Here is a 22,231-nt window from a genome sequence, read left to right as displayed (position 1 = left end):
TTTTTGTTCTCCGTCATATATTTTTTGACGGTTTGCTCAAGAGCAAAAGATAAAAACAACAAATGAAAAACAGGGATATCAATTCACATTTTATATGAATGGGAACATTTGAATAGACTTAACAAGCTATACATATAATCTTCCAAAGAAAAGAGTCTAAGAAATCTTACTCACTCAGTTTATAGATGGCTAGGTTATTGAATTTAGAAAGAAAATCTGCCTGCCTATAAAGTTTGAGCGTTTCAATATTCACAGGTTCTCCTTCTACAAACTCCGCAATTAGAGTATCGGAAGTATCAAAAATTTTAATCTTTTCCCCTTTATTGCTTACAGTTTCAAAAGCTTCCTTAGCAGCCACTTGAACTATATCAACAGATTCAGAACTGTGATTTTTAGACTTAGATGAACCGCTATTGTTTTTGATGAGAATAACCATTAAAACAGTTATTCCTACTATGGCTAATGCGGAGAGTATTTTATTATAATTACGTACTTTCATGACATTACCTTTTAAGTTTTCAACTAAATTAGTTTCACCTCTATTAAGAATTAATGAGGTCTTCACGTTTACGTAAAACGAGCTACATTGTTTATATAACTACCTATAAATCAATGTTTTTATAAACAAAAAAAGCTGACCATTCAGGTCAGCTTTTCGACTATGTTCAAATAAACTACTAACTTTATTCTGAAATTCTATAGATAGTGGTATTTCCGTAGCTCGAAAGAAACTCTGAGCGATTTACAAGTACCTGTAAATCTTTATCCTCGATTACTTCATTACCTTTTAATGACACTTCACCTACAAGTTTATTATCAGCATTGAATACCTTAATGCTTCTGGTATCATCAACTTCGAAATCGAATGCATACATGTCTTTTTCAATTTCAGCAACTGCCTCTGCTAAAAGCTCCATGTCAATTCTAGCATCGATGTCTGAAATATCTTCGTGAGAAGGAACTCCAAATGAATTTGAAGCTGCGAAAAGCGTAATTACTGCTGCTAAACCAAATGCCACAAAGGCGGACAGCGTTTTTTGTTTTTTTAATGCGTGTTTCATGACCTGTGTTTGTTGTTTTTCTGTTTTTTTCTTCACTTTTCTACTCTTTTTCACTTATGTGTCAGATCGTAAGAATTATCAGTTTGTTTGTTGTTTTCTTCTTACTCCCTTTAAGACGACAAAGGTCAACAAAAGTTTATGATTTGCTGAAAAAAAAGTATAATATTTTTATTACCCACATATTAAGAAGTGTTAACAGAATAATATTCTGAATCAAGTGCTATTAACAAAAAAGCCCGCTTGGGGCGGGCTTTTTAACAGACATAATATTTGGTCAAGCCAATGCTTGCTCTAAATCTTTAATCAAATCTTCTATATCTTCAATTCCAACACTTAATCGAATTAATGAATCCAACAGTCCAACTTTCATCCTTTCTTCCTTAGGAACTGACCCATGAGTCATTGTAGCTGGATGGTTAGATAACGACTCTACACCGCCTAAAGATTCGGCTAAAGCAAATAATTTCAATCTTTCTAATACTCTAAAAGCTTGCTGTTGATTATCCTCTTTAAAAACGAAAGAAATCATACCACCAAAGCCTCTCATTTGTTCCTTTGCAATCTCATGATTTGGGTGACTTTCGAAACCAGGCCAGTAGACCTTTCCTACTTTAGGGTGAGCAGCCAAATACTTAGCCACCTTCTCGCCATTCTCGCAATGCCTTTGCATACGCAAATGCAAAGTTTTAATTCCCCTTAACACTAAAAATGAATCTTGCGGACCACACACAGCTCCACACGACTTTTGAATAAATGCCAAATCATAGGCTAACTGATCGTTATTAGTAGCCAAAGCACCCATTACTACATCAGAGTGACCCGATAAGTATTTAGTTGCGGAATGCATTACAATATCTGCACCTAAATCCAATGGATTCTGAAGATAAGGAGTTGCAAAGGTGTTATCCACCCCTAGCATAACCTTATGCTTCTTGGCAATGGCCACAGCTCCTTTGATACCAACAATGTTCATCATTGGATTTGTAGGCGTCTCTATCCATATTAATTTAGTATTTGGAGTAATATGCTTTTCGATATTCGATACATCTTCCAAAGAGATGAAGTTGAATTTGATTCCGTATTTAGCGAATACTTGAGTGAAAATTCTATAGGTTCCGCCATAAAGATCATCACCAGCAATTACTTCATCACCAGGGCTTAAAAGTTTGATTACGGCATCGATTGCTGCCATTCCTGAACCAAAGCATAAGCCATATTTTGCATTCTCTAGCGCAGCAATACTTTCTTGTAATGCAGAACGAGTAGGATTTTGTGTTCTTGAATATTCAAAGCCCTTATTATCGCCTGGTGAACGCTGAACATAGGTCGTTGTTTGATAAATGGGCGTCATGATTGCCCCTGTAGCAGGGTCAGGTTTTACTCCAGCATGAACCGCCTTAGTCCCAAACTTATTGCTTATCTCCTTTTTCATCCCTGTTTTCGTTTTTAGCAAAGAAGTCTTCCATTTCTTTGCGCATTTCCTCTTTGCTCTGATTGTAGTTAGGTGTTAAAGATAGCTTTCCAGGGAATTGTTCAACCATAAGTGTTTGTGTTGGGAAGGCAAACCTCACCCCTAGTTTTTCAGCCAAACGATTTATACTTAACATCACCTCTTGTCTGCACCTTAATTCTTCATTCCAAGTAGGCACTTTAAAGAAAATATAAAGCATAACATCTAAGGAAGAAGCTCCATAATCATTGAGGAAAATATTGTAAGCATCTTTGCGAGTATGAGGGTGATTCAAAACAATCTTCTCTACCCCTTTCACAAACACTTCGATTAAATCAGTTGGAGTATCGTATGTAATGGCCAGTTTGGTGAAATACCTCCTGTATTGACGTTTACCGTGATTATCTACAGTTCTGTTAGAAATCACACTATTCGGCACATACATTAATGAATCTCTGAAGGTTCTAATTCGCGTAGAACGGAAACCTACTTCTTCTACCGTTCCATCCACATCGTCAGAAGTAATCCAATCTCCGATTTGAAATGGGCGGTCAATGAAAATCATAACAGAACCAAAGAAGTTTTTAAGGGTATCTTGAGCAGCTAGAGCTACTGCCAATCCTCCTATGGACAAGCCTGTGATTAAAGGCCAAATATCGAATTTAAGCCCGTCAAGGATGGCCATGATTCCCACCAAGATCACAAATGTTTTTAAAATCTTACGCACCAATGGTACCAATTGGTCGTCTAGGGTGTTTTGTGTTCTTTCTGCCACTTTTTTCATATACGCCCCCAAAACGTCCACCATTTTATAAAAGAACATGGTAGCGAAAAGCGGAAGTAATGCACCTACTCCTAAAATCAAGTATTTAGAAATAGCAATGGGTAATTGTAGCGTTGGAATTAGAATACTTACGAAAGCAAATACAATGACCAAACTAAAAGGTTTTGCCACGGGCAATATGAGATTATTCGCCAAATCGACTTTTCCGTACTTATGAAGCAGCCTGAAAATAACAACCCTCAATAACACTGTGAGTAGCAAATGCAATACATAAGCAACAGTAATGATGATTAGACCACCGATTAACTGCCACATGTGTAGCCCAATGTACTTTTTAGAGCCTAATTTCGGTAGCAAATTCAAAAGGCGATCTGTACCAAAAGGATAAACCGACTTATGAATTAAGTCAATACTTTGAACCGTTTTACCTGAATAAAACCAACCCTCAGCTTCCTTCTGAACGTAAATTTCAGGAAACTCGCTAAAAAGCACATACCGCTTTTTCATGGTGGCACTATCTAAATAATCAGGATTTTTCGGAACATCGTCTAAATAAACGTAGCTACCAGAGCCATCAAATATTTGCTTTAGCTCTACTGACACATTCTCAATTTCTTCTTGAGACATATCAGCTTGACGCAAAGATTTTGCAGCTTGAGTAGGATTATAATTATCCTCCTGCAAATACTTAAGGTGATTCAGAATGGCATCGTAAGGAGAATTAAAACGATCGGGCAAACTGTCGTTTTGAGCAATTGAAACTCCTGAAATTGCAACTAGTAATAGAAATGAAAAAACTAATTTCATGGTGATTTAACCTATTTGGTAAATGTATAAATAGCCATTTGATTGTCGAAATTAACAAAAAGCTCATATTCCCTTTTGTTCTGATAGTAGAGAATACCCACTGGATTTGTAGAAAAAGCTTCTTTAGAAAATAGCTCCTTACCTTGATCATCTAGAATTACCAAATCTCCAGTGGCTAGATTTTGAGCAACATATAACTCACTATCATTTCTGAAATTATAATATTCAAAAACCCAATCTCCTTGGCCCTTAAAGTCATGATCAAATTTGCGCTGCGCCTTTTCATCAAACACCGTAAACTGATTGTTGTCTTTTCTTACGGTTAACAACCCAGTATTCAACTTATCTCTTACGGCTATAAAACGACTAGATACTGACGGTTTAACCATTTGATTTCGCCCTTTAACAGTTCCATTGAAATCAAGGGAGAGCAATTCTCCATCTTCACTTAAAATTTTAATATACGACTCATTAAACGATGGCCCTTGCTGAATAAAGTAATCTCCGGAAATTCGTTTGTCGGTATTGTAAGGAAAACCTGGGTATTCTTCACCCCTACGATTCAACAGATGCACATTTCCGTTAGTCTCCACAACTACAAAACAGTCCCTTCCTCTAATTCTAACATGCTCTGGTGCAGCACGCAATGCCGAGCCTATCACCTTTGGCGCCCAGCCTTCCAGCATTTCACCTTCTTTACTCAGTAAATAAACGTTACCTCTTCTATCCGTAGTAGCATACCTATAGTTTTTACTGTTATCGTAATCCACAACTGAGTATTGAACCACAGGAAGCTCCGCATTAAATGGAACAGGAAAACCCTCTACGTCATCTCCATTTCTATCAATTAAATGAACTGCAGAATCGGTAAAAATCAGGTACTGAAGCTTACGATTTGCATAGAAATCCACTTGTTCAATCGCCCCATTAATTTTTCCTTCAAGTTGTTTCTTCCACAAAATATTGCCCGTTCTATCTACCAAATAGAGTTGATGAAGCTCATCTTGGAAAGCGATTTCCTGTTCATTATTCACATGATTTTTAACGATATACGGCTTAGTAATCAGCTTACTGTTTCCATAAGCATTGGTCACTAAATTCAGACCAACTTCGCGATTGACTGGCTCCGTATCGCTATTGGTATTTCGAGCTACAGTGCCTTTTACCGACTCGTTAAAAGTAAGTTCTGCACTCACAATCAATCGATTAGAAGCCTCATTGATTTGAAAATTGAAATTATCGAATGAAGAAAATAATTGAATATGGTCTTTAAAAAAGGCTTTCCATTTAGGGTTGAAGGAATTAACGAGCGGGTCTAAATAGTATTCAAAATTATTGAGTTGTGTAATATTGGCTTCTTGAACCAGATTATCTAAGTACCTCCTTTTTTCAGGAATTCGCCCCCATGTGTTTTCGGCATCGTAATCAATTAAAACCGTTTTTAATGCATCAATATTATCGCTAATCAGCATTACATTATTGAAAAATGCATAGTATGGCTTGCCCGATTTCTTATATCGCTCTCCATAGGCTTTTCCTAAAAACTGGGCATCGTTCACAAACCTAATCTCATTATTGATAAAACTTTCGGTAAACAAGGTATCACCTTCTGCCCTGCTGGCTTTCGAAATATCTTCAAGCATTTTCGATATTTCTGGTACATCAGCAACCTCAGATAAAAGCACCTGAGACATGGTATTTGCTCCAAGTACTATATTCACCTCGCACAGTTCAGAGTTTTGAAGCTTTTGAAAAGAAGCAATATCAAAACCATTGAGCGAAGCATTCTGATCTTCTTCGACACCAAACCAACGAACAAAACTTGCAGAACTAGGTATGAAATTTTCAACATTAACAATTGCATTGGAAGGCAAACGCTGATCTAAATTTTGTCCTGTAACACTAATACCATTGAAAGTAAGTCCTTCATTTGACGGCTCTACGGTAATATTTATCAGTCCTTTTAGTTGATGTCGGGAAGGCTCTGTACTACTTGTAAACACATTTTTGAGCCTTCCAATTCGGTCTGTATTGAGTAATAAATTCACTCCTTTTTGGTTTTCATCAACCTTCATTTCTGATTTAACCAGTCGGTTAGATTCATCTTCTTCAGCACGTATTACATCTTCTAGCAAAACTGAATTTGTAGAAATCACCAGATAATTACCCAAGCTTATAAAACCCCATTTCGACTGCTGTACTTCCGCTTCATAAATGAGTTTCTCGTTAAATATTCGGCTTTCAAATAGTAATTCTTTATTGAACCATAGATTAGCCAGCTTCTTAATATTTGTAGGTAACCATTCAAAACCATCTGAACCAATGAAAAAAAGCGGTTCGATGCTGTTATTTGAAGTCAAATGAAAGGACACATAAACAGGGTTCTCATTAATTTTAGACTGTAACACTCCAGCCTTCACCAATGAATCGATTTTAGTATTGGCCTCGGTGAGCGCATTAACAAAAGGCAAAGAACCGGCTTCGTCCCACCATGGAAAATCTGAATACTCATCGATAGCGTTCGAAACATTGTCGATTGTTATTAATGCGAGACTATTGGCTGGTATCAATTTTTGTATTTCGGTGTCGCCATCTTTCTCAAAAAAATAGATGTAGCCGACTGCCGCAGACACAACCAAAATGAGTAAAGTAACAAGTAAGGTTTTCGTTTTCAAGAAGAGTAATGTTTGAATTTCATAAATCAGGCGAAATTACACATTTCTAGTATCACTCAAGTCTAAGCTCTAAAGAGAATCAGAAACTGAGTGTTTTGCCTTAATAATTTAACTTCATTCCAACCCTTTCATTTTAATTACTGTCTAGCAATTATAGACATACATAATTTTGAAATACTGTATATGAAAAGAAATGAAGAAATTATTCAAAAAGATTCTTACCAAAGTTTGGCTTGATTTTTATAGTAAAGTATCTTTGAAATTGTTTTGAAGCAAACTAACCTAATAACTACATGAAAATAACAACCTTCGTTTTAACTTTCTTAATATCGTTCACCTCGTTTAAAAGCAATAAACTAGCTGACTCTGTGAGAATTAACGAGATTGAGTATAAGGATGGAGTCTACTTTTTTAAAGACAAGATATTTAATGGCGACATTGTAGATTACTACGAGAACGAAACATTGAAATTTCGATATGCCGTATTAGATGGCCGATTAAATGGTGTAGCCAAAGAGTTTTTTCCCGAAGGTGAAATCAAAAGCGAGCGCACCTATTATATGAGTAAGCTATATGGCAACTTTACCGAGTACTTTCCAAACGGGCAAATTAGAGCAAAATTCGATGTAAAGCTTAATGCTTATGGGCAGGGAGAAATAGTTGAAAACATTACTATTGGTGAATTAAAAAAAGGAAAATACAAAACCAAAAACTTCGACAAAGGCATTATTTATTTCACTGGCACCTCAGGCGAAATATTTGAAACGAGTGAGAATATTTTCATTTTAAATCAGACTCACTATAAAATAATGGACGAAGACAAAAAGCATACTTTGATAGAAGTAAAGTAAGCTTTTACCTCACATATATAGAAAGGCAGCCATTGAAGCTGCCTTTTTTGTTTAACTAAACTCCTCAACCTAGCTTTTCTAGCTAAACAATGTTTTTATAATCATCTAGTCAATTTCAAATCGATTTCATAAATTCAAGGGATTCAAAACTTACTTTTTAGATATAAACCTTAATTATGTCAGCTAACGAAGAAAAAAAGGAGTCCTCAACCTCAACCACCCGAAGAAATTTTATTAAAACATTAGGCTTTGCAGGAGCCGCATTCACCATTGTTCCACGACATGTACTAGGCAAAGGCTTTGTAGCGCCTTCCGATACTTTATATATAGCAGGGATTGGAGCAGGAGGAAAAGGCACAAGCGATTTAGCCTCTTTTGCCAAAAGCCCGAATGTAAAAATAGCTTACCTCTGTGATGTAGACGAGAGAAGTACTAAGGAGTCTGTAAAAAATTTCCCTGATGCGCCAATGTACAAAGACTACCGCAAGATGCTGGAAGAAAATAAAAACAGCATTGATGCTGTGTCCGTCTCTACTCCAGACCATATGCACGCAGTGCAGGCCATGGCGGCTATGGAATTAGGCAAACATGTTTATGTTCAAAAACCCCTTACTCACGATATTGCTGAAGCTAGGCAATTGACAGAAGCCGCTCGAAAATATAAGGTAGTCACCCAAATGGGAAATCAGGGTGCTTCGGGAGATGGTGTTCGGAAGATGAAAGAATATTATGATGCCGGATTAATTGGCGAAGTCCATACTGTACAATGCTGGACAAACCGAGCCATTTGGCCTATGGCACTGGCAACTCCTACCCGAAAAGATAATATTCCGAAAGAATTAGATTGGGATTTATGGCTGGGCACTGCCGAAAAACGCGACTACAATGATGCTTACTTACCATTTAACTGGAGAGGTTGGTCAGATTTTGGAACTGGCGCATTAGGAGATATGGCCTGCCACATTATGGATCCTGTGTATAGAATTCTACCAATTCTATATCCAGACCAAGTAGAATGTAGTGCTGTTGATGCTTTCAAAGCTAATTTTGAAACACTCGATTTCCCAAAAAGCTTTCCTACGGCAAGTAAAATTCATTTAAACTACCCAAGAACAGATGGTAAAGGAAATATAAAAGTTGCTTGGATGGATGGAGGCATAATGCCCGAAAGGCCAGAAGAGCTTGGTGATGATGAAGCATTTGGCAATTGGGATGGCGGAGTACTCTTTATTGGAACTAAAGGAAAGCTTTTAGCGGATTGTTATGGCGCTAACCCGAGGCTACTTCCTTTATCTTTAAATGAGCAGGTATCGGTAAAAGAAACTATTGCTAGAGTTCCTGAAGGGCACTATTTACAGTGGGTAAACGCATGTATAGCTGGGTACGGAAACGCTGAAACAAGTTCTTCATTTGACTACGCTGGGCCATTCACTGAAAGTATTCTTATAGGGAATCTTGCCTTAAAAGCATATTTTGAAGTAGATCCAAACGCAAAAAACCAAGGTTTCTGGGGTGGTACAAAATACCATGGCAGAAAGAGGTTGCATTGGGACGCTAAAAACATGAGGGTTACCAATTTTGATGAAGCCAATCAATACGTAAAACGAGAGTATAGAACAGGTTGGTAAAACACACCTTAGATTATTCAATGTCTCCACTGATTTGGCAATCGCTTTTCAGTGGAGACATTTTTCATTTTGAACAGTAAATTGCAGTTAGATAAAAATCAAATGAAGCACATTAAAACCATCGCTTTTGATGCCGATGACACGCTTTGGGTAAACGAACCGATTTTCACTAAAACCAGACTTCAGTTTGAAACTATTCTTTCTAAGTACTTTGAAATTGATAACAATTTAGAGCATCAACTTTACGAAGTAGAATTAAAAAACCTTAGGCTTTTCGGTTACGGAATAAAAGGTTTTATGCTCTCCATGATCGAATCGGCCATTGAACTAACGCAGCATAAAATAACCGGTGCCGACATACAAAATGTAATCAACTTGGGTAAAGAAATGCTTACTCACCCTGTTGAAGTATTACCTGGAATTCAAGAGAATCTCGAATGGCTCAAAGACCATTATCAGCTGATTGTAATTACCAAGGGCGATTTATGGGATCAAGAAACAAAAATTGCTAGATCGGGCTTAGCAGACTACTTTGATCATATTGAAATTTTAAGCGAAAAAAACGCATCTACCTACCAAACAATTTTAGACCGTTATCAAATCAGTCCGTCAGATTTTCTTATGATCGGGAACTCACTCAAATCGGACATTCTTCCTATTTGCGAAATTGGAGGAAACGCCATTCATATTCCCTTTCACGATACTTGGGTACACGAAAAAATTGACAAACACACCATTGGTGATTTTTCGTTTTACGAACTCGATAGTATTGCTGATTTAAAAGCTTACTTAAACAAAAAATAAGCGAGCTCCACTCCTCTCATCCACTTGAAAAAAAACTAGTAATCCAGCAACTGAAAACTGAACCATCTCGCTAAATTCGGGCTTTCAAATTTCATGAAGGAATCGAATAATTTTGTGCTTTTTGCTATACCAGCGCTTATTTGGGGCTCTACTTGGTATGTCATCACTTTTCAACTGGGTAGCGTTGATCCAATAATGTCAGTAAGCTATCGGTTTGCTTTGGCTGGTTTGCTGTTTTTGGCCTATTGCAAAATTAGGTCGAAAAATCTTTCCTTCACATGGCAGGTTCATTTAAGAATCGCCCTGCAAGGCATCCTTCTCCATAGCTTCAACTATTGGTTGGTTTACCAGTCTGAACAATACCTAACTAGCGGACTAGTAGCTGTTGGATTTTCGCTCATCATATTCTTCAATATGATTTTCGGTTCCATATTCCTAAAACAACCCATTATACCTAAAGTATTCATTGGAGCACTGTTCGGTGTACTTGGAACTATGGTTATTTTTAAAAGGGAGTTAATGGCATTTACAGCCGCGGACGAGTCATTTACAGGGTTAATTCTATGCGTTTCTTCTGTAATGATTGCCAGCCTAGGTAATGTAACTTCAGGTTATAATTCAAAATTGAAAATCCCTGTAATGCAATCCACCGCATTTGCTATGGTTTATGGAGCAATTGCAATGCTTATTGTTGCCGTAGCGCTCGGCAGGCCATTCACCATCGACTGGTCTGGTTCTTACATATTTTCACTTCTGTATTTAGTGATTTTTGGCTCAATCATCGCTTTTAATATGTACCTCACACTTATCAGCAAAATTGGAGCAGGAAAGGCAGCTTATACCATCGTTGTAGTTCCAGTTGTTGCGGTTATTATTTCTACTATTTTCGAAGGGTTTATAATTACGGAGTATACCATTATTGGAATGCTAATGCTTATTGTAGGTAATGTTTTTGCATTGTATAAGAAAAAACAACCCAAATTGGCTAAGGCCTAGAAAGGGAAGAACAGCTATTTAATTTCAGCGATGCACTCAATTTCTACAAGGGCATTTAAAGGCAAGCCTGCAACGGCCACAGTGGTTCTTGCGGGTGTGTGGCCTTCGAAAAATTCACCATACACAGAGTTCATTACTTCGAAATGCTCCATATCGCTGAGGTAAACATTACACTTCACAACATCCTTCACTCCTAGCCCTTCAGAGGCCAAAACGGCCTGTAAATTTGCTAATACCTGTTTCGTTTGTCCTTCAACTGTTGTTGATTCTACTTTATTCGTCAATGGATTAATTCCCGTCTGGCCTGAGCAAAAAAGCAAATTACCCGTACGAATGGCTGAGCAATATGGCCCTAAAGCCTTTGGGGCGCTGGTTGAATGAATGATTTTCATAACCAGTCTTATTTAATAGTTGGAAACGACCATTTATATTTTACCGAAACAATTCTGAGCGCGATAATATAAATCACTGTAAGAATGATTCTTACATCCACATTCACATTAAATTGACCTAAAACAAGAAATAGAATACCTCCCGTTAAACAAGCTGTTGCATAAATTTCCTGCCTAAAAATTAAAGGCACCTCATTGGCCAAAGTATCACGCAAAACCCCACCAAAAACAGCTGACACCGTACCCATCATTACCGCAATTACGGGGGTTAAACCAAATGAGAGCGTTTTTTCTATTCCTAATATGGTAAACAAACCAATCCCAATAGAGTCAAACAGGAACATCGTTTTTCGAAGCTTTTCTAAATAGCGTTTGAACAAAAAGCCAAGCCCAATTCCACCAGCGATCATGAGTAAATAGTTCTGATCTACCATCCATCCTACAGGCTGACTGCCGATTAACAAATCACGCAAAGTGCCGCCACCAACTGCGGTAATAAAAGCAATTACAGAAGCACCAAAAGGATCCATTTGCTTTTTAGAAGCGGCTAACCACCCACTAATTGCAAACACGAGGGTTCCTCCTAAATCAATAAAATAAACTAATTCTTGGGTACTCATTCAATTAAACTTTGGGCGAAGATAATCGAATGCCACTAATTCAGCTTCATTATCTATTTGTCATTTCCAATACAGTCAATAATCCATGCCTATTTCTCTCTAGCATTTTTGTTTTAAATTGGAATTCTATGTCAAACTTTGAAGACTTACTAAGCCAAATTAAAGCATGTAGGGTTTGTGCCGAACATTTACCACTTGGGCCGCGACCTGTAATATCTATTAGTGCTCATTCAAAAATATTAGTGATTGGCCAAGCGCCAGGCACCAAAGTACACGCATCGGGAATTCCTTGGGACGATGCTTCTGGTAAGAACCTTAGAAAATGGTTGGGTGTAACCAATGAACAGTTTTATGACACTAACCTTTTTGGCATTGTACCAATGGGTTTTTGCTATCCGGGAAAAGGAAAATCAGGCGATTTACCTCCTCGGCCAGAATGCGCTCCACTATGGCACAACCAAATTTTAGACCTTCTCAAAGAAGTTAAACTAACACTCTTGATTGGCCAGTATGCCCAAGCTTATTATTTAGGAGAACGAAAGAAGAAAACTCTTACAGAAACAGTTCAGAATTACGACCATTATTTACCAGAATTCTTCCCCTTGGTTCACCCCTCGCCTAGGAATGGAATTTGGATGAGGAAAAATCAATGGTTCGAAGAAGAAGTCATTCCAAAGTTACAGGAAAGTGTAAAATCAATTTTAGGTTAACCTCTATCTCAATGCATTCAATATTGCCTAATAACACCGATTTTAACAGAGGTTACCGAAATATGTACTAGTTTCGAAGGCAAAACTCAACATATTAAAACAACCACCCGTAACAGGATTCCATGTACATTAATCTAGCATCACACTATATACCTTCAAACATAATTCCCAACAGTTATTTCTTTGATAAAAATGGAATGGACGATGAAACTATCGTCCGTAAATCAGGAATTAAAAACCGCAGAAGAACTTCGGCAAACGAAAATGTAAATACTATGGCCATTTCGGCCATTGAAAATGGATTGAATAATCTACCTTATAATATCACCGAAGTTGATTTGATCATTGGTGCTACTTATTCACCCTATGACACGGTTGGTACACTGGCTCATGTGGTTCAACAAAAGTATGGCATCAGCGGAGCTATTGTGTTTTCCGTTTCTTCTGCCTGTAGCTCGTTTGTCAATGCCATTGAAATTGCTGAAGGTTATTTCGCCATGGGAAAAGCTAAAAAGGCTTTAATCGTAACTTCAGAACACAATTGGGCTTATTTAAACGAATCAGACCCTATTTCTGCACACCTATGGGGAGATGGAGCTTCTGCTGTATTTCTTTCAAGCCAAAGAGTTACTGATAAAGACCATGAAGTTCTTGGGGTAAATACTGAAGGCCATGCCACTATTGGACGAGGGCCAAATGGTGTCTGTTTAAAGCCTTTTGATGGCGGTATTTCTATGCCCGATGGTAGAGATGTTTTTTACAATGCCATTAAATACATGTCAGAAAAAACGGAGAGTATCCTAGAAAAAAGTGGCTGCAAACTAGCGGATTTAAACTACCTCATTCCACACCAAGCCAATATGAGGATAATCAATAAAGTTGCTGAAACTCTAAATTTCCCTATTGAAAAGGTGGTTATCAATATGATTGAATTTGGTAATACAGGCTCAGCTAGTTCTTCTATCGGTTATTCTCAGGTCTTCGGTTCGATGCAAAAAGGTGAACTGGCTGTTGTAACTGTTTTTGGCGGTGGTTATTCCAGTGGTGCTATGCTGGTAAGGGTATAAAAAAAGCCGCTCATAGAGCGGCTTCTAATTTCATACACAACTTTCTAATGAACGTTTTGCATCCATCTTTTCATTATTGGACCTAGTATAAACACTATAATCGCTGCACCGAATGCATATTTAGCAATTAGTTCAAAGCCACCAATGTAAGTGTCTAAAGATTCAAAACCTCTTACGTCCTTATCTGTACTCTCTACCGCCAATTGCTTACCGATAAAACCAACGATTTGGAAAGCATAAGCAGAAGACAAGAACCAAACACCCATCATAAATGCTACGATTCTTTGAGGTGACAGATCTGTGATTTTAGAAAGGCCTACTGGTGACATGAATAACTCACCAACTGAAATCAAGAAGTACATTACCATCAGATAGAAAAAAGGCACCATTCCTTCAGAATCAGCAGCATTTCCACTTAAAGACAATACAAAGAAACTTATGGCTGCCAAAGAAAGCCCCAAAGCAAACTTATAAGGAGTTCTAGGGTTTAACTTCTTCTTGGCCAAAAAGCCCCACAACAACGATATTGGAATAGAAAGAATAATAATCCACATCGAGTTAAGCGCATTGGTTTGAGCAGCGTCAATCAACCATAGATTTACGTTTCTACTAGCAAACAGTGTAATTACAGAGCCCGATAGTTCATGAAACCCCCAAAAAATACTCATGAAAACAGTAATCATTAATGCTACCGCTAACTTCTTCCTTTCAGAAGCGGTAGCCTGATACATGATTACTGCCATATAGATGAGAATAGCGAAGCCAAGCAATTTGAATATTAATGTCACTACATTTTGGTCACCTAAAAAGGTATCGCCACCACCAATTGCTCCGTAAGAAGATAGCATTATTGCAATTACAGGTGCTGCTAAGAAAGCCAAAATTGGCACAAACACTTTTCTTTTAATACCTAAAACTCTTGATTCAAGCCTTTCAACACTCGGTGCCATTCCCTTATCTAAGAATACCCCTGCTTTAATTCCACGCCAAAAAACAATCAGTCCGGCAAGCATACCAATACCGGCAAGGCCAAAACCATAATGCCAGCCATATTCACGGCCTAACCAACCGCACAAAAGCGGTGCAGCAAAACCACCAATATTAATTCCCATATAAAAAATGGTGAACCCAGAATCTTTCCTGGTGTCTCCATCCTTATAAAGAGAACCTACGAAAGTTGAGATATTTGGCTTAAAGAAACCGTTCCCCACTACAATTAATGCAAGTGCTAGATAGAATGTATACTCGTTTTCTACTGCAAGAACAAAATGGCCAAGTGACATTAAAACCCCACCCAGCATAATCGACCTTCTGAAACCCAAAAGCGTATCAGAAACCCTTCCGCCAACTACAGTAGAAGCGTAAACCAAAGAGCCATAAGAAGCATAAACCGCAGCAGCGGCTAAATCTCTAGAGGTAAGAGCTTCAAAAATTTCGTTGACCATGTATAGGGTCAACAATGCCCTCATTCCGTAAAAGCTAAACCTTTCCCAAAGTTCAGCGAAAAAAAGATAGAACAGACCTTTGGGATGCCCCATCATCTGCGGACCTTCTATAGTTCCTTTATCCAACATAGATTCTGATTTTTGTTTAGTTCAATACCGATAAAACTACTACGGTAAAAGGGTATTTACAAATGTGATTATGTTAATGACCATCGAACAGAGTTTTTGAACCACTTATAAGAGTCTTTTTATTATTAGTGCATGTAATTCTAATCAATAGTTTTTTTCCCTATTTTTGCACCCCTAAATAGAATGCAATCGTTTGCAAAACAGAGTATTAAAAACTAAGAAAATGCAAGAAAACGGGCTTAAATCCAACGAAGCGAGTGTGAAAGAATTGGGCATCAAAGATGCAATTGTACATTGGAACCTATCCTCAGAAGAACTGGCGAAAATTTCTGTGGAAAAAGGAATGGCACAAGAAACCAGTACTGGTGCCATAAACGTAAATACTGGTGAGTTCACTGGTCGTTCACCGAAAGACAGGTTTATTGTTAAAGATGAAATCACCGAAGATTCGGTTTGGTGGGGAAATATTAACATCCCGTTTGAGCCAGCTAAATTCGATGCGCTTTATGACAGAGTAACAGATTACCTTTCTGGAAAAGAAATTTATGCACGCGATTCATACGTTTGCGCAGACCCGAAATACAGAACTAATGTAAGAGTAGTGACTGAATTCCCTTGGTCAAACTTATTTACATTTAATATGTTTTTACGTCCTACGGAAGAAGAAATAAAAGACTTTACTCCAGAATGGACAGTAATGTGTGCTCCGGGTTTTATGGCTGTTCCGGATAGAGATGGAACAAGACAGCACAACTTTGCCATCTTAAACTTTAAAAGAAAAATCGCTTTAATTGGTGGTACTGGTTACACTGGTGAAATGAAAAAAGGTATTTTCTCTGCCTTAAACTTCATCTTGCCTCATCAAAAAGACACTTTAGCAATGCACTGCTCTGCTAACGTTGGCGAAGATGGCGATACTGCAATTTTCTTTGGTCTTTCAGGAACAGGTAAAACGACCCTTTCTGCCGACCCGAACAGAAAACTTATTGGAGACGATGAGCATGGTTGGACAAGCGAAAACACTGTTTTCAACTTTGAAGGTGGTTGTTACGCTAAAGTAATTGACCTTTCTGAAGAAAAAGAGCCAGACATTTGGAACGCAATTAAGCCAGGAGCTCTATTAGAAAACATTACTTTCAAAGAAGGCACTAACGAGCCTGATTATACAAGTGGTAAAATCACAGAAAACACTAGAGTTTCTTACCCTATTTACCATATCAATAATATTCAAGAATCTTCTGTAGGTGCTAACCCTAAGAATATTTTCTTCCTTACTTGCGATGCTTCAGGTGTATTGCCTCCAATCTCTAAGTTGACACCTGGCCAAGCCATGTTCCACTTTATTTCTGGATATACAGCAAAGGTAGCAGGTACAGAAGCAGGCATTACTGAGCCAGTTTCGGCTTTCTCTGCTTGTTTCGGAGCTCCATTCATGCCTTTACACCCAACTAAATATGCCGAAATGCTTGGCCAAAAAATGGAAGCAGCTGGTGTAAACGTTTGGTTAGTAAACACTGGTTGGTCTGGTGGTGCTTATGGTACTGGTAGCCGAATGAAACTGAAATATACAAGAGCGATGATTACAGCTGCTTTAGAAGGCAAGCTTGATAACGTAGAGTATACTACTCACAATGTATTCGGTTTGGCAATGCCAAATGAATGCCCTAACGTTCCAACTGAAATACTGAACCCTAAAAACACTTGGTCGGATAAGGCGGCATACGATGCAGAAGCAAATAAATTGGCGATTAAATTCAATGAGAATTTTGAGAAATTCAAAGAAAACGCCAGTGAGGAAATTTTAGCGGGAGCGCCTAAAGTAAGCGCAAACGTTTAATTGAATTACAAAACATAATGTAAACAGAAAAGGCTGCTTCGTATGAGGCAGCCTTTCTTATTTTAAATGAGTGTTTTTGTGAGGTGTAAAATTTGACAGTGATGGTTCTTCTGTCGAATTGAAACTATCTATTCAATTCTAGTTTATTCAATGCAGTTTGAAGTTCACGTTTAATCTTAATTTGGCTTTCCTTTGCCTCAAATTGATATGCTCTAAACTCTTCACTTACTTGAGTAAATGAACCCTTAATTCGCTTTGCAGATTGCGCCACCTTTTTCATTCGGGTCAACATTACTATGATTACCCCAATCAAAAACGCCACTATAGACCATACAATAATATTATATACTGACTTGCTCAAAAGAATACCAAAGAATGACATATTATCATTCAGTTTTTTACTGTCTTCTAACTCAGCTTTTACCGACTCCAACTCTGACCTTAAAGCATTAACTTCAAGTTCAATCCTATTTTTCTCGGTATTCAAGCTTTCTATACTATTTGTATAGCTAGCCAAGCTATCCCCTAGAGTACTTCTAAATTCGTCCAAACTTGTAATTCTAATAATTTTCTTATCTACATAGGTTCCTGAAGACTCAATTAACGATTCCAACTGGCTTATTAAATCTGTTTTAACTACTTCTTCTTGAACTTCTTCTTGCCCAAAAGATTGAGTCCTATTTGTTATCAATAGCGCAACCATCAGCACTAACACGGTTAAAAATCTGTATTTCATTCGTTTCTAATTATTTGGTAAAACACTCTGAAAACGTAACGGCTTAATTGCGAAAATCGCATTCGCGAACCACATATTCCGTCACGTTTAATTTGGCCGCAAAAGTAACCCCTATTCTGTAGAAAAAGGAATTATAAGGCATAAGGTCAGAAAAAAACAAGGTTAACATTATTGATTAAAATAGAGAAGCAGCTCTTCATGAATTTTAACTATGATTTTGAACTCATAAATCATATATTCATCAATTCAAACCACTCAAAATCATCCATTATGGCAACTTACCAACTTACGATTAATGGCAAGCAACAAACCGTTGAGGCTGATGCGGACACCCCAATGCTATGGGTTTTGCGCGACCACCTAGACCTTAAGGGTACAAAATTCGGCTGTGGAATTGCGCAGTGTGGTGCTTGTACCATTCACATGGACGGCAATGCCGTTCGCTCTTGCTCTATTCCTGTATCCGCAGTATCAAATGCTGAAATCACCACCATTGAAGGTCTTTCTAAAAAAGCCGACCATGTTTTACAAAAAGCTTGGGTAGAACATGATGTTCCTCAATGTGGCTATTGTCAAGCTGGTCAGATTATGAATGCGGCAGCTTTACTTCAACGCAACAGCTCCCCTTCTATGGATGAAATTGAAACCGCTATGAACGGAAACCTATGCCGTTGTGGTACATACAATAAAATAAAAGCCGCCATTTCTTCGGCTGCATCTAATCTATAACCTCCAAATCAAGGAAAAATGACAGTTATTAAAACAAAAGTAGACAGGAGATCATTCCTCAAAACTTCTGCTCTTGCTGGAGGAGGATTAATGATCGGTTTCAATTGGGCTTGCTCGCCTTCGGCAGAAGTAAAAGACCCAGCATCGGCTTGGTTCGATATCAATGCTTATTTGACCATTGCCGATAATGGTGAAGTCACGATTATGTCGCCAAACCCGGAAATTGGACAGAATGTAAAAACATCTATGCCGATGCTTGTTGCTGAAGAATTAGATGTAGACTGGAAAGATGTAATCGTAAAACAAGCACCGCTCGATAATGCATTCCCACGTCAGGTAGCAGGCGGAAGTCAGTCCATTAGAAGTAGTTGGAAAAGCATGCGAATGGCAGGTGCCACTGCTAGAAGGCTCATGATAGAAACTGCCGCCAAAGAATGGGCAGTAGACGTCAACAGTCTTACCACCAAAGGTGGTTATGTGCTGAATGGCAATAAAAAATTAAGTTATGGAGAGTTAGCCTCAAAGGCCGTAGGTATAGAAATACCAGAAGAAGTTACTTTAAAAGAGCCTAAAGACTTTACCATTATTGGTAAGAGTCAGAAAAATGTTGATTTAGATGAAATCATTACCGGTAAGCCTGTATTCGGAATTGACTACAAACAAGAAGGAATGCAATATGCCGTGGTGCTTCGTCCACCTGCATTTGGCGCTAAACTAAAATCCTTTGACGACACAGAAGCCAGAAAAGTAAATGGCGTAACTGATGTAATTCAATTTGGAGATAAAGTAGCGGTTTTAGGTAACAACACTTGGGCAGCCATGAAGGGTAAAAAAGCCTTAGTGGCCGATTGGGACATGAGTGGAAGGCTTGAAGACACGCCTTATCACGATAGTGAAATGAACAAACTGCTTAATAAAAGAGCAGAAAGACCAAGTCGTAGCGATGGTGATGCTTTAAAAGCAATGGCTTCGGCAGATAAAGTATTTGAAAAAACCTACGAGGCTCCTTTTTTACCACACAACACCATGGAGCCAATGAATTTCTTTGCCGATGTTACAGGCGACAAAGTGAAGTTGGTTGGGCCAATTCAAACACCAGCGGGTACGCGTGGGCAAATAGCCCGACTGCTTGAAAAAAGCCCTGATGATATTACACTAGAAATGACCCGAATGGGTGGTGGTTTTGGACGAAGACTTTATGGAGACTTTGCCTTAGAAGCTGCCGAAATTTCTCAGAAAGCCAACAAAGCTGTTCAGGTAGTTTTTTCAAGGGAAGACGACATGACCGCGGGCACATACCGTCCTGCGTCTAAATATAAATTCAGAGCTGCCATTAAAGATGGAAAGCTTACGGGCTACCATTTATCTGGTGCAGGAATAGGACGTAACAACTGGGTTCGTCCAGATTGGTTTCCGGCAGGCGGCATTGAAAACTACTTAATAGAATCGAGTTATGTAGATAGTAATATTACTACAGGAGCATGGAGAGCTCCAATCACCAACTTTTTGGCCGTAGCCGAGCAGTGCTTCTTCGATGAATTAGCTGCTGAAATGGGACAAGATGCGGTTCAATTAAGATTAGACATTCTTGAACGGGCGAAAAACAACCCAGTTGGGGAGATTGATTACGAACCCGAAAAAATGATTGGGGTGATTAAATTGGCTGCCGAAAAAGGAAATTGGGGTAAAGCCGAAAGTGGTGTAAGTAAAGGTTTCAGTGCGTATTATTCGCACAATACCTATGTGGCCGAAGTGGCTGATGTGATTATGAAGGATGGCAATCCGATCGTGAAAAATGTAACGGTTGCTGTAGATTGCGGAATTGTAGTTAACCCTGATGCTGCCATTAATCAAATTCAAGGTGGCGTAGTAGACGGAATGGGACATGCGCTTTATGGAGATTTCTCCTTCATCAATGGAACCCCGCAAGCTTCTAACTTCAACAATTATCGTTTGATAAGAACTAAAGAAGCACCTACCGTAGATGTTCATTTTGTAGAAAGCTTGAACGATCCAACTGGTTTAGGTGAGCCTTCTTTGCCACCTGCAGGCGGTGCTCTGGCTAATGCCATGGCCAAAGCCACCGGAAACAGACTTTATAAAATTCCTTTCGTAAAGGATCAAATGGTTTTTGGATAGAAATTCAGACCAAAAAATTAAGCCCAACTTCAGATGAGGTTGGGCTTTTTACTTTCTATAAATTCGTCACTTTTGACTTTCTCTTGATTTCTAAATTTAATCAAGCCGTAACAGGCTACAATTCCCCAAAAGAAATTGGCCGCAGCCGCAGCATAGGAGAAATCATAAACGGTGTCAATCACTAAAAATACGCTTCCTAAGATATTGTAAACGTGAAATCTTGTATCCTGAAGGGTCCAAACTCCACGATTTAGCTGAATGTAACTCACAATAAAAAGTAGCGTACCAAGCCACCCTAAAGTTTGAACACTGTAACTTATTAGAGTTTGAGAAACCATATAAACCATTCTATTAAAAACTAAAGCATTGCAATAGTCTTTAAAAAAGCTTTGTTATGGAAGCATTTAACGATTTCACCCAGAAAGCTTAATTTCTGATTAACACTCATTAACTCCAGCTGTAAGTATGGTATTGCACATCAAATTCACCACCTTCATATAAATCGACAGTAGCAAAACCAGCTTGGGTTTCGTAGTACATTTCGTTACCCCACCAACCTCCGCTTACTGCACCATTGCAGCAATAGGTTACGCCATTGTATTCTACCTTATCCAACAAATGCATATGCCCACTTACACAAAGTTTTACATTGGCATGTTGCATAAAAAGTTTTTTGATTCTATTGAAATCAATATGCATCCATCCACCAGGCACTGTCCAGTTTCCATTCTTCTCATTACCTTCATAAAAGCCAGTAGCCGTTAAAATTGGAATATGCGACATTACCATAACAGGTGTAGTTGAAGGTGTAGCCTCTAATTCTTTTTCAAACCAATCGAATTGCTCATCATCTAACTTAGCTGTATACCAGCCCTCTCCTACGGGATGTGTGCTATCAAGAATAATAAACTTCCATCCAGCCTTTTCGAAAGAATGATACGGTTTATCTAAACCCATTTTCTCCAAAGCATACTTTTTGCCATAAAGCGGATCTGATTTTTCTCCAGCCCCCCATACGTCATGGTTGCCAATACAATTAACTACAGGCAAATCATTTTCTGCTTTAATGACTTTATCCCAAAGTTGCCATTGGTTTTCTACACTTGTTTTATCGGTACCTAAAGCATCGAAAATTGTATCACCCCCATTAAAAATCATGTCAGGTTTATCCTTCAACGACTGCATAACATGTAAGCACTTGATAAATTTATCAGGCGCATTATCCGCATCACGTAAATGCACATCAGTAAGGTGAGCAAGGCGTAGAACTCTTTTCGCTTTAGGTTGAATAGAAGTTAAATCACCTCCCATTAAAGCTCCCGTACCAGCTAAGGCTATTGATTTTAAAATATTCCGTCTGTTCATTTTTTC

General features: G+C 38.3%; 20 protein-coding genes. 9 read left to right on the top strand and 11 right to left on the bottom strand.

Annotated features, from left to right (window positions below; all coding sequences use genetic code 11):
- Positions 1–166 precede the first annotated feature (166 nt).
- From MB14_RS11430 to MB14_RS11410, 5 genes are all read right to left on the bottom strand, one after another.
- On the bottom strand, positions 167–499 hold the full coding sequence (locus tag MB14_RS11430) for a hypothetical protein (protein WP_132644006.1): 333 nt from the start codon (positions 497–499) through the stop codon (positions 167–169).
- Positions 500–683: 184 nt separating this feature from the next.
- Positions 684–1,061, bottom strand: a complete 378-nt coding sequence (locus MB14_RS11425) for a hypothetical protein (RefSeq protein ID WP_132644007.1) — start codon at positions 1,059–1,061, stop codon at positions 684–686.
- Between the two features lie 274 nt (positions 1,062–1,335).
- Complete coding sequence (locus tag MB14_RS11420) at positions 1,336–2,493, bottom strand: cystathionine gamma-synthase (protein WP_062591694.1); 1,158 nt, start codon at positions 2,491–2,493, stop codon at positions 1,336–1,338.
- Positions 2,471–4,102 (bottom strand): mechanosensitive ion channel family protein, encoded by a 1,632-nt coding sequence (locus MB14_RS11415; RefSeq protein WP_084376051.1) that lies wholly within the window; start codon positions 4,100–4,102, stop codon positions 2,471–2,473. The genes MB14_RS11420 and MB14_RS11415 overlap by 23 nt, the downstream gene beginning before the upstream one ends.
- Positions 4,103–4,113: 11 nt before the next feature.
- Positions 4,114–6,777, bottom strand: a complete 2,664-nt coding sequence (locus tag MB14_RS11410; protein ID WP_062591690.1) for a hypothetical protein — start codon at positions 6,775–6,777, stop codon at positions 4,114–4,116.
- Between the two features lie 293 nt (positions 6,778–7,070).
- Between MB14_RS11410 and MB14_RS11405 the strand changes: the two genes are divergently transcribed.
- The 4 genes from MB14_RS11405 to MB14_RS11390 all read left to right on the top strand — a co-directional run bounded on the left by MB14_RS11405 (position 7,071) and on the right by MB14_RS11390 (position 11,056).
- Positions 7,071–7,628: a toxin-antitoxin system YwqK family antitoxin gene (locus MB14_RS11405; protein ID WP_062591687.1), complete on the top strand. Its 558-nt coding sequence runs from the start codon at positions 7,071–7,073 to the stop codon at positions 7,626–7,628.
- A gap of 176 nt (positions 7,629–7,804) precedes the next feature.
- Positions 7,805–9,256, top strand: a complete 1,452-nt coding sequence (locus tag MB14_RS11400; RefSeq protein ID WP_062591684.1) for a Gfo/Idh/MocA family protein — start codon at positions 7,805–7,807, stop codon at positions 9,254–9,256.
- A gap of 102 nt (positions 9,257–9,358) precedes the next feature.
- The gene (locus MB14_RS11395; protein ID WP_062592729.1) at positions 9,359–10,060 is read left to right on the top strand and encodes an HAD family hydrolase; all 702 of its coding nucleotides are present in this window, start codon (positions 9,359–9,361) and stop codon (positions 10,058–10,060) included.
- A 93-nt stretch (positions 10,061–10,153) separates the two neighbouring features.
- A complete protein-coding gene (locus tag MB14_RS11390) occupies positions 10,154–11,056 on the top strand; it encodes a DMT family transporter (RefSeq protein WP_062591682.1) in 903 nt (300 codons plus the stop codon).
- Between the two features lie 14 nt (positions 11,057–11,070).
- On the opposite strand, the gene MB14_RS11385 is transcribed toward MB14_RS11390, so the two are convergent.
- Positions 11,071–11,448: a RidA family protein gene (locus tag MB14_RS11385; protein ID WP_062591680.1), complete on the bottom strand. Its 378-nt coding sequence runs from the start codon at positions 11,446–11,448 to the stop codon at positions 11,071–11,073.
- 8 nt (positions 11,449–11,456) lie between these two features.
- The gene (locus tag MB14_RS11380) at positions 11,457–12,068 is read right to left on the bottom strand and encodes a trimeric intracellular cation channel family protein (RefSeq protein ID WP_062591678.1); all 612 of its coding nucleotides are present in this window, start codon (positions 12,066–12,068) and stop codon (positions 11,457–11,459) included.
- 128 nt (positions 12,069–12,196) lie between these two features.
- On the opposite strand from MB14_RS11380, the gene MB14_RS11375 reads away from it, so the two are divergent.
- Positions 12,197–12,778, top strand: a complete 582-nt coding sequence (locus tag MB14_RS11375) for a uracil-DNA glycosylase family protein (RefSeq protein WP_062591676.1) — start codon at positions 12,197–12,199, stop codon at positions 12,776–12,778.
- 122 nt (positions 12,779–12,900) lie between these two features.
- On the top strand, positions 12,901–13,845 hold the full coding sequence (locus MB14_RS11370; protein ID WP_062591674.1) for a 3-oxoacyl-ACP synthase III family protein: 945 nt from the start codon (positions 12,901–12,903) through the stop codon (positions 13,843–13,845).
- Between the two features lie 44 nt (positions 13,846–13,889).
- Here MB14_RS11370 and MB14_RS11365 read toward each other — a convergent pair whose 3' ends face one another.
- Positions 13,890–15,419: a peptide MFS transporter gene (locus MB14_RS11365; protein ID WP_062591673.1), complete on the bottom strand. Its 1,530-nt coding sequence runs from the start codon at positions 15,417–15,419 to the stop codon at positions 13,890–13,892.
- Positions 15,420–15,642: 223 nt separating this feature from the next.
- On the opposite strand from MB14_RS11365, the gene pckA reads away from it, so the two are divergent.
- Positions 15,643–17,256 carry a phosphoenolpyruvate carboxykinase (ATP) gene (pckA, locus tag MB14_RS11360; protein ID WP_062591670.1) on the top strand — a complete coding sequence of 538 codons (1,614 nt, stop codon included), beginning with the start codon at positions 15,643–15,645 and terminating at the stop codon, positions 17,254–17,256.
- A gap of 124 nt (positions 17,257–17,380) precedes the next feature.
- Here the strand turns inward: pckA and MB14_RS11355 are convergent, their stop codons facing one another.
- Positions 17,381–17,992, bottom strand: coding sequence for a hypothetical protein (locus tag MB14_RS11355; protein WP_062591668.1), 612 nt, complete (start codon positions 17,990–17,992; stop codon positions 17,381–17,383).
- A 270-nt stretch (positions 17,993–18,262) separates the two neighbouring features.
- Between MB14_RS11355 and MB14_RS11350 the strand changes: the two genes are divergently transcribed.
- Together MB14_RS11350 and MB14_RS11345 are read left to right on the top strand one after the other, a co-directional pair.
- Positions 18,263–18,721, top strand: coding sequence for a (2Fe-2S)-binding protein (locus tag MB14_RS11350; RefSeq protein ID WP_062592725.1), 459 nt, complete (start codon positions 18,263–18,265; stop codon positions 18,719–18,721).
- An 18-nt stretch (positions 18,722–18,739) separates the two neighbouring features.
- On the top strand, positions 18,740–20,860 hold the full coding sequence (locus MB14_RS11345; RefSeq protein WP_062591666.1) for a xanthine dehydrogenase family protein molybdopterin-binding subunit: 2,121 nt from the start codon (positions 18,740–18,742) through the stop codon (positions 20,858–20,860).
- Positions 20,861–20,889: 29 nt separating this feature from the next.
- Here the strand turns inward: MB14_RS11345 and MB14_RS11340 are convergent, their stop codons facing one another.
- Positions 20,890–21,198, bottom strand: a complete 309-nt coding sequence (locus MB14_RS11340) for a CBU_0592 family membrane protein (protein ID WP_132644008.1) — start codon at positions 21,196–21,198, stop codon at positions 20,890–20,892.
- Between the two features lie 109 nt (positions 21,199–21,307).
- A complete protein-coding gene (locus tag MB14_RS11335; protein WP_062591662.1) occupies positions 21,308–22,225 on the bottom strand; it encodes a metallophosphoesterase family protein in 918 nt (305 codons plus the stop codon).
- Positions 22,226–22,231: the final 6 nt, after the last annotated feature.

It is taken from the genome of Roseivirga ehrenbergii, assembly GCF_001593005.1.
Taxonomy (GTDB): Bacteria; Bacteroidota; Bacteroidia; order Cytophagales; family Cyclobacteriaceae; genus Roseivirga; species Roseivirga ehrenbergii.
Note: the sequence above shows the minus strand (reverse complement) of the source record. Positions and strands in the feature narration are given on the sequence as shown.